Origin of the sequence: Corynebacterium sp. SA-MJD20WY100, from assembly GCF_039822565.1 — a bacterium.
GTDB classification, from domain to species: domain Bacteria; phylum Actinomycetota; class Actinomycetes; order Mycobacteriales; family Mycobacteriaceae; genus Corynebacterium; species Corynebacterium phoceense_A.
Window position 1 is genome coordinate 1 of sequence record NZ_JBCJKS010000010.1, and the last position, 15,432, is coordinate 15,432.

The following is a 15,432-nucleotide window of genomic DNA, read 5'->3' on the forward strand; positions in this document are numbered from 1 at the left end:
ACCGATAAACAAACTTAAAAGTTTACAGTGACGCGTGTTTCGAACAACGCCACCCGGCACACACCAACCAACCCCTCATCCAGAGAAGCCGGCACAAACAGCACTCACACCATCTGAAACAGACAAAAATAAAAAGTACATTGGCACACTATTGAGTTCTCAAACATCATCCGTACACCCAGTCACAACCCTTAAAGAATTGCTCCCAAGCGACTTGTTCAAACTTAGTGATTGGCTTTGACTCTGTCAAATCCGAATCAACGGAGTTTGCGTTGCCGCCTCGCTGGCGACTTGGATAAATATAGGCCCGGACCTAGATTCAAACAAATCGCGAGGTCAGGGCCTTAAAAATCTAGTGGTAGCACGCCATCAAACCGTTGGGTCCTTCGATGACTTGGATGGGGGTTTCGAAGATATCGGTGAGGATGTCGTCTTTCATGATGGACTCGGTGGGTCCGAACTCCACGATCTGCCCGTCTTTACACGCACAGACATAGTCGGCATAGCGCGCGGCGAAGTTGATGTCGTGGAGGACGACGATGATGGTGCGGCCGAGGTCGCGGGCGGCGACCTGAAGGTGCTTCATCATCTCCACGGAGTGCGCGATATCCAAGTTATTGAGCGGCTCGTCGAGGAGGACGTAGTCAGTCTCCTGGCAGAGCACCATGGCGACGTAGGCGCGCTGGCGCTGGCCACCAGAGAGCTGGTCGAGGTAACGGTCCTGGAGTTCTTCCAAGTGGAGGAAGCGGATGTACTTGGAGATGATCTCCTCATCACCGGCGGTAATGCGCCCCTGCGTATACGGGAAGCGACCAAAGCCCACGAGCTGGCGCACGGTAAGTTTGGTGACGAAGTGGTTTTCCTGACGCAGGATGGACAGCACCTTGGCCAGTTCCTTGGACTTGGTCGAGGTGACGTCGTGGCCGCCCACGGAGATGGAACCGGCGTCCATGTCAAGAAGGCGACCAATCATGGTGAGCATCGTCGACTTGCCGGCGCCGTTAGGACCCACGAGGGCGGTGATGCCGCCGGAGGGGATCTCCAGATCGAGGGGTCCGATGGTGAGCGACGAAGAATAGGACTTCGTCACGTTCTTTAAAGAAATCACAGTCTGCCCTTTCGCAAGATGACGAACAGGAATACCGAGCCGCCGACGAGCTCGATGATGATGGAGACTACGCCTTGCGCGTAGAAGACGTGCTGCATAAGGAAGTACGCGCCGGTGAGCACGAGGAAGCCAAGCCCGATGGCCATCGGGAAGATATAGCGGTGATCGTAGGTGTCCACGAACTGGTACGCCAGGGTGGCCACGAGGAAGCCCAGGAAGGTCATCGGACCGACCAGCGCGGTGGTCGTCGCCATGAGCATGGAGACAAGGATGAGCGTGTAGATGGCGTTGTACTTGTGGTTCACTCCGAGGTTCTGCGAGACGTCGGCACCCAAGGCGATGACGTTGAGGCGCCGCGCGTTGAGGAACAACAGGACAGTCGCGACAATCACGATGGGAATGGCCACCGAGTAGTACTCGGTGGACGCGTTGTTCACGGAGCCGAAGAGGCGCGCGGTGAGCACGTCGAACTCGGAGGGCGTGAGCAGGCGCTGCATGAAGGTGGACAGCGACCCCAGTCCCCCGCCGATGACCACGCCCACGAGCAGCATGGCGTGAAGGTTCTTCTCCGCGCCGGTGAGCAGCCAGGAGTAGAGCAGGAGGGACAGCAGAATCATGATGCCCATCTGCATGAGGAACGTCCCGAAGTTGTGTGAGGCCGTGAGCCCCGCGGCGCCCAGGAAGAAAACCGTCGCCGTATTAATGACGCGGTAGAGCGCCTCGAAGCCCATGATGGACGGGGTGAGGATGCGGTTATTCGTCACCGTGTGGAAGGCAACGGTGGCTATGGCTTGGCACACGGCGACGATGGCCATGGCGGTGACGGCATCAGCGCGGCGCTCGGCGATGAGCCAGAACTTGCGGGTGCCGAACGGCATGGGGTTGTCCCAGGCGAGCAGGCCGAAGGCAAAAACTAAAGCCAGACCCCAGACGACGGACAGCGTTATCCAGTATTTCTTAGTGACCACGGTTGCTCCTCACGATGAGGACGACGAAGACGACGGCGCCGATGATGCCGAGGATGACGGAGACGGGCATCTCGAAAGGCGAGATGATGACACGGCCCACGAGGTCGCAGAGCGTGACAATGCCGATACCGAGGATGCAGACCCACGGCAGGTTGGAGCGCAGATCGTCGCCGCGGATCATAGACACGACGTTGGGCACGATAAGCCCGAGGAACGGCAGGGAGCCCACCACGACGGTGACTACGCCGGTCGCGATGGCGATGAGCCCAGTGCCGATAAGCAGCAGACGGTTGTAGTTGAGACCGACGTTCGTCGCGACGTCCTCGCCGAGGCCGACGACGGTGAGACGGTCGGCAAAGAGGAAGACGACGATCAGCACGATGAGCACGATCCACAGGACCTCGTATTGCCCGGTGTAGACCGAGGTAAACGAGCCCATAAACCAGATGCCGAGCTGCTGGAGCATGTCCGTTTCCAGCGCGAAGAAGGTGGAGACGGCGGAAACGACGGAGCCGAGCATGATGCCAATGATCGGCACGATGAGCGAGGAGCGCAGGGTCACGCGGCGCATGAAGAGGAAGAAGACCATCGTGCCAATGAAGGCGAAGGCCACAGAGCCGACCATGCGCACAAGGATGGTCGATCCGGGAAAGACGACCATCGTGAAGAGCAGGCCGAGGCCCGCCCACTCGGTGGTGCCCGTTGTAGACGGCTCGGTGAAGCGGTTCTGCGTGAGCAGCTGCATCACGAGGCCGCTCATGGCCATAGCAGCGCCAGCGAGCACGAGCGCGATGGTGCGCGGCACGCGCGTGGTCATAAACATGTCAAAGCCGTCGCCGTGCGAGAACAGGTCGTACTCCCCCGTCGCCAGCGAGGCGAGCAGGAGCGCGAGCACGCCGATGCCCCCAAGCACCAGCTTCCAGTCCCACAGGCGCCGGCGGGTCCGCGGCGCCTCGAGTGTGTCAGTCATGAAAAATCCTTAAAACCGGAGGGGCAACGCGGCCGCTCCGGTGAAGGGGTCTAGCAGGGATTACTTAGCCGACTCAAAAGCGTCAGCGATCTGGTTGAGAACCTCGGTGTAGGTGATGATGTTCTCGTTGGTGTAGGTATCCTCCGGGGCCGTAATGATATGGCCGTCCTTGACGGCGGTGACGTTCTGCAGCGCGGCGTTGTCCTTGATCAGCGCCTCGCCGTGGAGCTGGCCGTCCTTGGCGCCAATAGCACCGTCGCGGTCCATGATGAAGATCCAGTCCGGGTTGGACTCGGCGATGGCCTCGACGGAGATGTCGTCGCCCTCGTGGTTGTTCGAGCCGTTCTCCACCTCGAGGGACGGCGTGAGGCCGAGCATGTCGAAGTACGGGCCGAAGAAACGTCCCTCGTGCGGAGCGATGTAGCCGATCTCGCCGCCGGAGGTGTTCACGGCCATGATCTTCTTGGACGGATCGTAGGCCTTCTTCGCGCGCTCGAGTGCCTGGTTGAAGTCGTCGACGAGCTTCGCGGCATCCTCCTCGTGGCCGAAGATCTCGCCCAGAGCCTCGGTCTGGCGGATGAGCTCGGCTGGCAGGTCCTTGCCGTCGCGCGGCTCGAAGTCGAGCACCGGCACCTCATCGCCCACGAGCTCCTGGAGGTCCTCCTGGTACTGCTCGAAGCGCTGACCGTTGATAACGATCTGCGGGTCCGCGGCGACGAGCGCCTCGAGGTCCGGCTCCTTGTGGCTGCCCAGGTCGGCCTCGACGGTATCGGCGTTGATCTTGTCCGAAAGTGTCTTCGGCACGAGCTTGAGCGGCGCCGCCACGATGTTGACACCCCAGTCAGCGAGGATTTCGAAGGAACGGTTATCCGTCACGGCCACGCGGTCATACGGGAGGGTGAGCTCGTGGGAGCCGGTGTTGTCCTCGATGGTGAGCGTGGTGGCATCGGCAGCAGCGGCCGAGGTCTCCGTGGACTGAGAGGACTCCGAGGAGGAGCAGGACGCGAGCAGCGCGGCGGCGGTCACGGTAGCAACGGAGGCAACAAGAGTGCGACGAATCGTCATTGCGAGATTAATCCTTTTCATTTCCCGCCCAGGGCGAGATTAGGAGAGCGTATGTTTACGAAAGGTACCCTAACCAAACTTAGGTAAGGCACGCAAGAGGGTACCCCCATCCGTCGAAAGATGGAGTCCACCCCGCGCAGTAGAATTCTCGGATGGGCTTTCTCTCCTCGCCCCTCGGCCTCGTTGCCCTCCTCGAAACCCTGGTCAACTGGCCGCGCAACCTCCCTGTCCGCGTCGTCGTGGGCGGACTCGCCGCGGGCGTCGGCCTCGGCGTCACCGGCTTCGGCATCTTTGACTCGCAGGACGACGCCTTCGACTTCATGGCGCTGATCGGCTTTGGCCTCGTTATGCTCATCGCCGGTACGAACGCGCCCACCACCCACAAGCAGCTCGGCCACGGCCTGGCCACCGGCGCGCGCAACGGCGTGCTCGTGCAGATCGCGCTTGCCGATGCCGCCGCCATCATCACCCTGCCCCTCGCCCTCGCCCCCGAGCGCGTCGCCCACACAGCCGTTGGCTCCGTCGCCACCATCGCGGCCGCGGCAGCCTACGCGTTCATCGGCCATTTCAGCACCAAGGAAGAGACCCGCCTGCGCCGCGTCCCCAAAGAAAACGGCTCCGCGTCGAGCTCCTCCGCGTCCACGTGGACCACCCGGCCTACGACGTCGCGGAATTTTACGTCACCCGCCATATTCGGCGGAGTCACACACTTACATGTCATGCGGTGCTCCCCTTCCCGGGTTCTGGCGCAGCTCTGCAGCCTGGGCCAACTGCCTTCACATATCACCTATCTCTACCCCGGCACGCGCGGCGAACGACCCCCACCTCCCACCCCGTGGCACACTGGGAGATACATGTCTACTACTCAGGATCGCGACCCCGACCTCAAGGTCTCACTTGGCCGCCACAAAGAATTCGTTATCCGCAACCGCTTTGAGACGGCCTCCATCGCCGTCGATATCGCCATCGCCGTGGTCTTTATCACAGGTTCCATCCTCTTCCTGTTCAGCCTCACCAAGGTAGGAACCGTCTTCTTCCTCCTGGGCAGCCTCGCCATGGCCGCCCGCCCCGCCATCCGCCTGCGCCGGCGCATGTACCTGCAAAAGATCGGCGCCGACCGCGAGGACGCGGACCAGGAAGGCTCCTACTACTAGGCCTTATTTACCTGCGGGTACCGTAATCACTTGGACGCCCAGCTCGCGAATCTGCGCGAGAATGGCCGCTGGCGCGTCCGTGGTCGTGACCAGCTGATGCAAATCCTCGATATCGCCAAACCGAAACGTCGAGACGTGATTGAGCTTGCGCGGTGCCACAGCCAAGATGCGTCGCGTGGCCGCGCGCATCGCCGCACGTTTATTCTCCGCATCGTCATACGTTGTCGTCGCCAGCCCGTGTTCCAGCGACGTGGAACACGACCCCAGCACCACCACGTCCGCGCGAAATTCCCGCAAGGCGCTCGCCACCGCGACGCTGGACAACGCCAGCGTGTCCGACTCAACCTCCCCACCCGGCACAAAGATATTCGCTCCCGGCTTCGCCCCGAGCGCCACCGCGGAATGCAGGCTCAGACACATCGCCGTGATGGGCCGGCCAGCCAGCTGCTGCGCAATGGCCTGCGCTGTCGTGCCGTTGTCAAAAATCACCGCGTCATCATCGGCAATTAACTCCGATGCCGCCCGCGCAATCGCTGCCTTCGCCTCCGGGTCTTCTGCCTGCCGCACGCGAAACGGCATGAGCGTTCCGCGCTGCTCGACCCGGCGCGCCCCACCATGTGTGCGCACGAGCAACCCCAACTCTTCCAACTCAGCGAGGTCCCTGCGAATCGTCACGGCCGCCACTCCAGTGAGCTCCGCCAAGTTCCGGATGCGTGTCTCCCCCGGCCGATCAATCGCGCGCATGATCACTTTGTGTCGATGTTCGCGTTCCATGCGCCCATTCTTGAGCGTTTCACCGATCCTGTCAAGGCCACTACACCCGCAGTTAGCCCACCACACGCGCCATAAATCCAGGTCGCGCACCCCCACCAACGACCAGCCCCACCCGCTCACAGTGATCATTTTCGGCGAGCGAACGCTCACCTAGATTGAGCCCTGTCACACCCCGTGGCACCCGCAAGCCCCCAGGAGCCCGACCACATTCAGCTCGCCTCCACGCAGAAAGGATACGACCATGACACCCCGCACTATCGCCAGCCCACGCACCACCCGCCGCACGAAGCCCCGCCGTGCCTCCAGCACCCCGACACTGGCACGCCTGCGCGAGTGGTTCCGCGACACCGGACTCGACCGCACCGGCACCGTGACATTCACGCTCATCACCGGCGCCACCGAGTCCCGCTAACGCCGGTCCCCGCGGAAACGCCCCGATGAGACCGCCCGCAACCACCGACGATCATTAGGCTGCGCGAGCAACTCCGGGTCCCCAGCACCGCCAACAGCCCCTCGTCGAGTTCCTGCGCGTCCACCTAGACGACCCTCCCCACCGCATCACGGATGCCGACCTCGCCAACCATATTGGCCGGCAGGAAATGGACGGGGGTCGTTGCGCGCGCGATGGTCATGACTGCGGGGTCCTCCTGGAACCTGGATAATTCCCAGCAACGCATCCCAGGCATGTTTACACCGACCCCTTACTTAAAACGCTAGAGGAATAAGACACATGTACACGAATCGTCGCGCGTAGAACGCTTGCCTTCCCACGCACATCCACGCCAGCCATAACAAGTTTTAAGAATAAGCACTTTATATCAACTTAGGTATCCGCCTTGGAACAACCTGCACATTGCCACATAGCTCCAACTGCATAAATTTTTGAGTGCTTCTTCCCCCGAGCCCCGCCCACTCCATACGGGTGCGCCAAGCCTACATCGCACTAGACACCGAGGCCACGGAGCACGACCAAGGTCAACCCCGTATCAACCCGGCGCGCGTCCATGCCTAGCGTCGATGCAGTCGCGGCACCCCCATCGCAGCCGCCAATCAGACCGAGCAAAGCAACGACACCAACAATCGAGCCAACGATGATGGCCACGTCCGGCTCGTCATTTTCATTCGACTCATCAGAGTCGGATTCCTGGTTCGCATCGTTTCCATTTTCAGGGTTCACCACGGTCGAATTTGTTGAATCGTCGGTGGTCGAGGGATCAAGATTCTGCGCATACGCCGGAGAGACAGCGCCGAAAGAGAGGGCCGCTGCAAGCAGGAGGCCGAGAGATTTCTTCTTCACAGAAGGTATTATGACTCTAGTCAGCCATTTGCCAGAAATTGGCACTTCGGGGCTATTTTTGCAGCGCACAACCGCAAACTTTTCGCTCGCTCAAGACGCTTACTGTCGAGATTAGACCGCACAGCGTCCCAGACGCGACCTAGGGCCGCTTATCCCAACCGACCCCGCACCTTCTTCCATGCCATAGCGACATAGCTACGGTTAAGCACCAATGCAAAGACGATCATCACGGCCAAAGCGATGTTATTCCAGAGAAAGCTCCCTAAATAGAAAATCGCAATCACAAAAAATGAGGCCACCACCAAGGCCACCACATCCCGGAGGTTGTAGCGAATCCGCACTGCTTTCCGGGTGTCCCACGCACGGACAAGGGCAACGACTGCAAACGACACCGTCGTCGCTGTCGCCGCGCCCAGAATACCGATAAACGGAATGAGCGCAACATTGAGAACCAGGTTGACCACGGCGCCGAGGACAGTCGTCACCATCACGCGTCGGCTCTGCATCTTCGCTACATACACGGCATCGTAGATTCCGGCGAGAACGTTGATGACTACGCCAGCCACGAGCACCGGCACCACCACCAGGCCGCCGGAGTATTCGTCCGAAATCATGAGTTTGAAGAGGAGCGGCATGCCGGCAATGAGGACGAGACCGCCGCTACCGAAGAGCTTGAGCGCCGAGTTCGCGACGCTGGAGAAGAATTCATCGCGGTCAGGGCTCTTGATATTGACCGATGCCGACTCGGCCCAAGACATCGTGAAGACGCTATTGGGTGCGTTGAGTACGGTGACAAACTTCGCGGAAGCCGCGTAAATGCCGTTGGCACCCGTGCCAAGGAAGAAAGAAATAAGCAGACGGTCCGCCGCATTATTAACCCACCATGCAAGCCCATGCGGGATGAGTGGAACGGAATAGGCAAGCATCGCGCGGCATTGAGACTTCGACCGCAAGGACGGAACGACGAGTGTCCACATGCGCAGTACGAAAAAGAGGTAGAACGCACCCAGGGCATTGGCAATAATAAGCGCGCTGAACACGCCTGCCACCGCCCAATGGAACACGCCAACAAAAACCAGCGCCCCCACAAGCGTTACCGCCGCGGTGATGATATTGGACATCGCGTAGTGGAGGTTAAAGCCAAGACCACGCGAAATCTGGCCGAAGTTCTGCAGAAGTGTCATGCAGATTCCCACGCCCACCACGAGCAAGAAATGAGCCGGGCGGAAAGCGAGCCACACCCCTGCCGCGACAACCACCACGAACAATAAGAACAGCCCTAAAAGGGCAAGCGTATTCGTCACGATCCGCTGTTGTTCCTCACGTGAGTCACGCGCATCGATAAGGAAGCGGAAACTCGCCATGTGAATCTGGAGTGTGAGTACCGGAATCACAAGCGAGAACGCCACCGTCATAAGGTCAACGAAGCCGAACTCGTCCGTTGCCAGAGCGTGCGTATAGAACGGCAGAAGGATGAAACCGACAATCTGGGCGGAAAGACTGCCCAGCCCCAAGATCAGCGTGTTCTTAAAGAGTTCGCCACCCTTGCTCATCGATGTGCGCCCCGTGCTTTCCACTCATGAATCGCGACCGGTAGCCAGGCCCCTGCATAACTAGCCGCGGCATAGATACGCAGTTGCGGCAAAGACTGTGCATCAGAAAGCACCACGCGTCGGTACCGCTTCATCAGCGCCAGAGCAGACCGACGCTCCGCAGCAGTGGAGGCTTCGAAGACCATGTACAACGCTTCGGCACACAGGCGATTATCAAAGGCCGCGGAGAGCTCTTCCTCACGCCGGGCTTCGATCTCTGTGACTAGGCGCATCCGGTCTTCACGGCGAACAGAATGCATCGTGCTGGCGTCGTGCTGGCGGTAGCCATACAACGCATCATCCACAACAACGATGTGCGCAGCCTGCGACATCACGTCAAGGTTCATGAGCAAGTCCTCGCCTACGCAGACATCGTTATCAAACGGCTCCTCGCCTACGGCAGAACGCACAAACATCTTTGCCCACGGACCATTCGGGATCCGCTGGTACAACAATTCAGCACATGCTTCCTCGCCCGACAGCGTTTGCGCGTCGGAAGAACCAAGTTCAGTCGGCTCAAACGAAGCAGAAAACTGCGCATACCTCCCCGCGCACGCGATCTCAGCTCCGGCAGTCGAAAGAGCTGCCAGCAAGCGCGCCACCATGTCCGGATGTGCAGCATCGTCACTGTCGACAAAGCATACGTACGTGCCGCGGGCCTCCTGAACTCCTCTATTACGCGCCGCCGAGACACCTGCGTTTGGCTGCGTAATAATACGCACACGTGCATCCCGGCGCGCCACCGCAGCGCACACCGCAGCAGTTTCATCCGTCGAGCCATCATCAACAACGACGATTTCAATTTCCTCATGTGTCTGTACCAGCAGACTGTTGAGGCATGACTCGATGTACTCCGCAACGTTATATGCGGGCACGATGATCGACACTAGGCTCATCGCGTGGCCACCTCCCGGCCGGCCCACTGTGCGTAGGTGTCGTAGTACTTGTCCATCACGGCCGCGGGTTCGAGCTGATCCAGGATCTGCGCAGTCTCGGCAGAAGGGTACTCCCCGAGCACTGCGTCGCGTAGCTTCGCTGCGAGCGCCGGAACGTCGTTGAAATCCACCAGATATTCGCGCAGCTCGCCCGGCATAGCCTCACGCGCGCCGAACGGCACATCAAAAGCCACCACTGGACAGCCGCAGAAGTGAGCCTCAATAAGCACCATGGAAAATGCTTCGTACTCAGAGGGGTGCATGAGGCACGCCGCCTTGCGCATGACCGCAAAAGGATTGTCAACAAAGCCCACCAGAGTCACCGCGTCATTGAGGCCGCGCTTGTCGATCTCCGCCTGGAGCTCGTCGCGCATTGGTCCCTCTCCCAGCAATTCATAGCGGTAGCCTTCAGCAGCGAGACCACTTTCGTCAAAGGCAGCAATGCCTGCAGCGAGGTTCTTGCCCTCCACATAACGGCCAACGGAAACAATGAGCTTCTCACGCTCCACCTCTGGTCCGCGCTGCTCGGCCATCCCATCGAAGTCCAGGAGGTTATAGATGTAAGTCATCGTCGGGCTCTTCATTTTGAAGTTCTCCCGAATCTCCTCATCGAGAAGCTGCTGGGAGACTGCGACTACACGACGGCGGTTGTAAATGAACCGGCTCATGCGTGCGCTCATGCCCGTCCGAGAGACTCCAGCCATGCCATGGTTGACGTAGATGAAGTCATCAGCGAATCGGCTCAGTCGCGTGACCAATTGCGCGAAGGGCAGGTGTACTGTCGCCAGGTCAATGCGGTAGCAGGCCCAGTCATTCTCGAGGCGACGGTTAAGACCCCACACATAGAACGGCAGCAAGGATCGGGCGCCACGCTTGCCGATGCCCCGTACTTCCACGTTGTCCGCAAGCGCGTATGCGTCGCTGGGCTTTTCGGCAAGGAGGTAGACAATAACTTTCTCATCCTCTCGCGCGCTGTTCGCCATATTTTGCACAACGCGTTCCGCACCACCGTGTGCAATGCCATTGATGACGTAGATAGACGCAGGCTTTTGCTTCTTGTGCGGAGCCTGCCGGATTGCCAGCGGAAGAATGCCCATGACCAGCACAGAGAACGCATGAGACATCGCCTCATAGGTAAGGAAGGTGCCCAAGAACGCAATCGTGATAAAGACGATGGTCACGTGACCATTCATTAATGGACGTCGCACTGCAAGGTAAAGCAGGACGAGACCAATAATGCCCAGTTCGACCGCAGTCTGAATCACCGAGCTATGGATTTGGACGTACCAGTCCACCGGAATGTTCGCTGATCGCGCTGCAGTGAGACCACTGCCAATGATGGGGCTTTGACCGACCCATTGGAACGCACCACGCCACAAGAGAGAACGCGTGTAGAGCGTTTCAGTGGGCAACTGAATCAGGTTAAATCCTGCAGCAATGGTCCCAGCAAAGGATCCGAGAAGCATAAGCTCCTTGGCCAGAGCACCGACAATGAAGCGATTGACCAGAACGAGAAGAAGCGCGAGTACAAGCATCACTAGGACAGCCTTGGACAGGCTCATGACGTAACCAAATACCGCAATGGGAAGAACGACGAGGTTGAGCCAGTTGCGGGTTCGTTTGATCTCGAAGATCGCGACGCCCGCCCAAATAACCATAAATAACGAAGCAAAGTTGGGGTCTTGCGCATACCCAGCGAATCGGAAATCGCCCAGTGGCGTCGAGGAAATGCCATCGGAACCCTTCCCCTCATACTCGCTGAAGTAGTTTCGCAAATCGAGACCGCGGTACACGAGGAACATGCTGAGGAAGAGGAATGCGCCCGAAATGTGTGTGCTCACGCTCGTTGCTCGCCACGTCAACCGACTCCGGAAGGCAATGACCGTAAACCAGAAGAACAGGTTCAGCGCATTGGCTAGCGCCACAGTGAAGAACTGGTCCTGAACCAGCTCAAGGTCACTGAAAATCCACGTCACGTTGCAGACCATCGCGAAGACGAAGTACCACAACAGATAGTGATTGGAGCCAGCTACCCGCAATCGCGGCCACCGCTTCTCCCCCACGCACCGGATAAACCCGATGAAGAAAGTAAGGATCCCTAGGCCGGCGGGAACGAGCCGGGCATCCTGGCCGAACACGAGCAGTTCTCGGTTAAAAGTGGCGAATATAAACGAAAACAGAAAACCGTTAAATATCCAAGCTTCTACACGCTGCAGCACGGCGCGCTCCTCACAGTGAAAGTCAACTCCGGAGTCCACCAACATGGACTGCATATCGGTATATCGAGTAGTTAGTCTTTAGTGAAAGTACACTAAAGCGGCCGGGAGGTCCCCAGTGCGTGGCAGTACGGGGAATGTGTCCAAACCATAATGAGTATGGCAGTACCTGCGTCACAGGGCCGCTTTTCCACCTAGTTTTCGCCCCTTGTTCACCTAGTGCATCGAATTAGCCACCCCCCGGCGAACTATCGGTGAATTAAATATTAATTCATTACCTATCCTCTTAAATTCTGCGACTTGCCACCATAAGCTGGGTGAGCAATTCCCAATGGCGACCTCAAACTGCACATACTCGTGACGTAAGGATTCGCCCCGTTTAAATCCCTTGGAGCACTCATGCAGACCCTTGTTACTGGCGGCGCTGGTTTTATTGGTTCCCACCTCGTTGATCTACTCATCGCGAAAGGTCACGATGTCGTCGTGATCGACAATCTCAGCAGCGGTTCCTTGGACAACCTGGCACAGCACGGAGGTGCAACAAATCTGACATTCATTGAGGATGACCTGCTGACCATGGACATCGACGACGTCGTAGCCCAATACCAACCCGAAGTCATCTTCCATCTTGCTGCTCAAATTGATGTACGCCGTTCTGTGGAGGACCCTATCCGCGACGCACAGCTGAATATAAGCGCTACGATTCGACTTGCAGAAGCTGCGCGTAAGGCTGGTGTCCGCAAGATCGTCCATACTTCTTCGGGCGGTTCTATTTATGGCCTCCCAAAGGATCTGCCGGTATCCGAGGAAACCCCTCTTGATCCACATTGCCCCTACGCCGCATCCAAGGTTTCGGGTGAGTACTACCTCAACACATTCCGTCATCTCTACGGAGTCGACTGCAGCTTCATCGCGCCCGCGAACGTGTACGGTCCTCGCCAGAACCCCCATGGCGAGGCTGGCGTGGTCGCGATCTTCTCCGAGGCGCTCCTATCCGGCCGTCCAACCAAGATCTTTGGCGGCGGCACCAACACTCGTGACTACGTCTACGTTGGTGACCTGGTTCGTGCTTTCTACGCAGCATCGGGCGAGCGCGGCAGTGGCATGCGTTTCAACATCGGTACCTCAATCGAAACCACGGACCGCAACCTCCACTCGCTGGTCGCAGAAGTCGTTGGCGCTCCAGACACCCCGGAAGACTTGCCAGCTCGCTTGGGCGATCTTCCGCGCTCCGCGCTCTCGTACGCACGTGCCAAGCACGTGCTCGATTGGGAACCACAGGTCACGCTGCGCGAAGGCATCGAACTGACGGTGGGTTACTTCCGTTCCCGCCACCGTGCACAGCTGTCGCACCAGTTTTCCTAAACCCCTCTCCTCTTCAGCACCCTCACGGCAGGTTGATCAATCATCAACCTGCCTGAGTCATTTGTGAAAGCACCATGAAAAACCTTCTCTACGCGAACTATCTCAAGCGCAGTCTGGACATCGCCGGCGCCCTAGCACTCGGGGCCGTCACCGCTCCCGTAATGGCTGCCGTTGCTATCGGCATCAAGGCCACATCCAAAGGCCCCGTCATCTTCAAGCAGCAACGTCTCGGCAAAGATGAAAGGCCATTCTACATTTGCAAGTTCCGGTCCATGTACACGGAAGCCCCAAGCCTTCCTCCGTACATGCTGCAGGACCCAGACGCATTCATCACGCCGCTAGGAAAATGGCTGCGGAAGACGTCCATCGACGAGCTCCCACAGGTCATGAACGTACTCAAGGGCGACATGAGCTTCATCGGACCGCGCCCAGGTGCTGCGCGCAATGAAGAAGAGCTCCGTATAGCCCGGCGCGAGCTAGGTGTCTTCAACATTCGCCCCGGCATCACTGGCTGGGCACAGGTCAATGGGCGCGACGAGCTCGCAGCCAATCCGGCAGAGAAGGCAGAGTATGACGCGTTCTATGCCAACAACGTTTCACCACGTATGGACCTGCGCTGCCTGATGAACACGGTCAGCACAGTAGCACTGCGCAAAGGGTACGTAGAGGGTGCGAAGAAGGGGAAGCCAGCCCGCCGCAAGGTTCTCTTCCTCATCCATACTCTCGGTGGGGGCGGCGCTGAGAAGGTCCTTGTTGATCTCACAGCGGCGCTTAATCCGGAGATCTTCGACATCACAGTCATGACGGTTATTGACACCGGTATTTACAAGCAACAGCTCGCCCCTCACGTCACTTATAAGACAATCTTCAAACTGCCGAGTTTCGTAAAGAAGCGCTCGACAGACACATCAGGCACGCTGAACGCCCAAGCGAGCGACAAGACGAAGCTTGCAGCACAGCTGTACGCAAAGGCCTGGTGGTTCATTCCGCTGCGCCTCTTCCACCGCGCAACTATCCGCTCCTCCTATGATGTTGAGGTCGCATTCCTCGAGGGCATTCCTGCCAAGATCATCGGCAGTTCGCCTAACCAACGATCGCGCAGGTTGGCCTGGATCCATACCGACTTTGCAAAGAACCACAAATCCAAGCAGTTCTTCAAGTCCCGAGCCTCGGAACTACGCCGTTATGGTGCTTTCGACAAGATCGTGTTCGTTTCCCCCGAATCCCAAGCCGGTTTTGCCCAGGAATTGGGTGCCCCGGTCGACTCAGAGGTTATCCCGAACCCCATCAACGTTGAGCGAGTACAGGAGTGGAGCCAACAACCGCTGTTAGAAGAAGCCATAGGCACATACGCGAAGGAACACTGTGATATCACAGTTGTCGGTCGTCTCGTCCCGGTAAAGGCACTTGATCGCCTCATCACCGTCGTCCAAAGGTTGCGCGCTGAAGGAGTACGTCTTGACCTCCACATCGTGGGCGACGGCCAGGAGCGAGAGGGCCTCCAAGCTCTAGCCAACAACGCGGACAACATCCACTTCCATGGGTACCAGTCCAATCCCTACCCGTTCATCGCTGCATCAGACCTATTCTTGGTCCCCTCGCATGCCGAGGGCTTCAGTACCGTCATGCTCGAGAGCCTGCTACTAGGCGTCGCCACTATGTCCACCAAGGTTTCAGGTAGTTCTTTCCTCGAGCCTCAGCAGATTATAGGTAACGACGAAGCATCGATTACACAGGCGCTTCGCTCCTTTGCAACAGATCACGACTTCGCACGGGAGATCGGCTCTGCGTCTGAGCACGGACAAACCAAAGCGCTACGCATGGTCGAGGCGAATCTTCAGCGCATTGAGTCCCTACTCAATGGCAAAGCATCGGACGACTAATCTCTCGGATCTGCGAACGGGTAGACTGCGGATCGACCCTAGACGCCTTGCAGCCCTCGTGCAGGATTTGCACGACGGGCTGACCACCTCAACCACAGGACTACT

General features: G+C 58.6%; 13 protein-coding genes. 4 read left to right on the top strand and 9 right to left on the bottom strand.

The window, feature by feature from the left end:
- Positions 1-352: 352 nt before the first annotated feature.
- Genes ABJ196_RS06810 through ABJ196_RS06825 form a run of 4 tightly spaced genes read right to left on the bottom strand, consistent with a single transcriptional unit; the run spans position 353 to position 4,111 of the window.
- Positions 353-1,108: an ATP-binding cassette domain-containing protein gene (locus ABJ196_RS06810; protein WP_066487306.1), complete on the bottom strand. Its 756-nt coding sequence runs from the start codon at positions 1,106-1,108 to the stop codon at positions 353-355.
- The gene (locus tag ABJ196_RS06815; RefSeq protein ID WP_347305777.1) at positions 1,105-2,076 is read right to left on the bottom strand and encodes an iron chelate uptake ABC transporter family permease subunit; all 972 of its coding nucleotides are present in this window, start codon (positions 2,074-2,076) and stop codon (positions 1,105-1,107) included. The genes ABJ196_RS06810 and ABJ196_RS06815 overlap by 4 nt, the downstream gene beginning before the upstream one ends.
- Positions 2,066-3,046 carry an iron chelate uptake ABC transporter family permease subunit gene (locus ABJ196_RS06820; RefSeq protein ID WP_347305778.1) on the bottom strand — a complete coding sequence of 327 codons (981 nt, stop codon included), beginning with the start codon at positions 3,044-3,046 and terminating at the stop codon, positions 2,066-2,068. Before ABJ196_RS06820 ends, ABJ196_RS06815 begins: the two co-directional genes overlap by 11 nt.
- Positions 3,047-3,106: 60 nt before the next feature.
- Entirely contained in the window at positions 3,107-4,111 is a 1,005-nt protein-coding gene (locus tag ABJ196_RS06825) for an ABC transporter substrate-binding protein (protein WP_347305779.1), read from the bottom strand.
- A gap of 152 nt (positions 4,112-4,263) precedes the next feature.
- Here ABJ196_RS06825 and ABJ196_RS06830 point away from each other — a divergent pair, with 152 nt between their 5' ends.
- A complete protein-coding gene (locus ABJ196_RS06830; protein WP_347305780.1) occupies positions 4,264-5,265 on the top strand; it encodes a YrhK family protein in 1,002 nt (333 codons plus the stop codon).
- A 3-nt stretch (positions 5,266-5,268) separates the two neighbouring features.
- Here the strand turns inward: ABJ196_RS06830 and ABJ196_RS06835 are convergent, their stop codons facing one another.
- Positions 5,269-6,039 carry a DeoR/GlpR family DNA-binding transcription regulator gene (locus ABJ196_RS06835; protein ID WP_347305781.1) on the bottom strand — a complete coding sequence of 257 codons (771 nt, stop codon included), beginning with the start codon at positions 6,037-6,039 and terminating at the stop codon, positions 5,269-5,271.
- Between the two features lie 241 nt (positions 6,040-6,280).
- Between ABJ196_RS06835 and ABJ196_RS06840 the strand changes: the two genes are divergently transcribed.
- Positions 6,281-6,451 carry a hypothetical protein gene (locus ABJ196_RS06840; RefSeq protein ID WP_347305782.1) on the top strand — a complete coding sequence of 57 codons (171 nt, stop codon included), beginning with the start codon at positions 6,281-6,283 and terminating at the stop codon, positions 6,449-6,451.
- 531 nt (positions 6,452-6,982) lie between these two features.
- On the opposite strand, the gene ABJ196_RS06845 is transcribed toward ABJ196_RS06840, so the two are convergent.
- The 4 genes from ABJ196_RS06845 to ABJ196_RS06860 form a co-directional block, all read right to left on the bottom strand.
- Positions 6,983-7,336: a hypothetical protein gene (locus ABJ196_RS06845; RefSeq protein WP_347305783.1), complete on the bottom strand. Its 354-nt coding sequence runs from the start codon at positions 7,334-7,336 to the stop codon at positions 6,983-6,985.
- Between the two features lie 149 nt (positions 7,337-7,485).
- Positions 7,486-8,889 carry a polysaccharide biosynthesis C-terminal domain-containing protein gene (locus tag ABJ196_RS06850; protein ID WP_347305784.1) on the bottom strand — a complete coding sequence of 468 codons (1,404 nt, stop codon included), beginning with the start codon at positions 8,887-8,889 and terminating at the stop codon, positions 7,486-7,488.
- Positions 8,886-9,815: a glycosyltransferase family 2 protein gene (locus tag ABJ196_RS06855; protein ID WP_347305785.1), complete on the bottom strand. Its 930-nt coding sequence runs from the start codon at positions 9,813-9,815 to the stop codon at positions 8,886-8,888. The genes ABJ196_RS06850 and ABJ196_RS06855 overlap by 4 nt, the downstream gene beginning before the upstream one ends.
- 5 nt (positions 9,816-9,820) lie before the next feature.
- On the bottom strand, positions 9,821-12,082 hold the full coding sequence (locus ABJ196_RS06860; RefSeq protein WP_347305786.1) for a glycosyltransferase: 2,262 nt from the start codon (positions 12,080-12,082) through the stop codon (positions 9,821-9,823).
- 396 nt (positions 12,083-12,478) lie between these two features.
- Between ABJ196_RS06860 and ABJ196_RS06865 the strand changes: the two genes are divergently transcribed.
- The gene (locus ABJ196_RS06865; protein WP_347305787.1) at positions 12,479-13,444 is read left to right on the top strand and encodes an NAD-dependent epimerase/dehydratase family protein; all 966 of its coding nucleotides are present in this window, start codon (positions 12,479-12,481) and stop codon (positions 13,442-13,444) included.
- A gap of 74 nt (positions 13,445-13,518) precedes the next feature.
- Positions 13,519-15,327: a sugar transferase gene (locus ABJ196_RS06870; RefSeq protein ID WP_347305788.1), complete on the top strand. Its 1,809-nt coding sequence runs from the start codon at positions 13,519-13,521 to the stop codon at positions 15,325-15,327.
- Positions 15,328-15,432 lie beyond the last annotated feature (105 nt).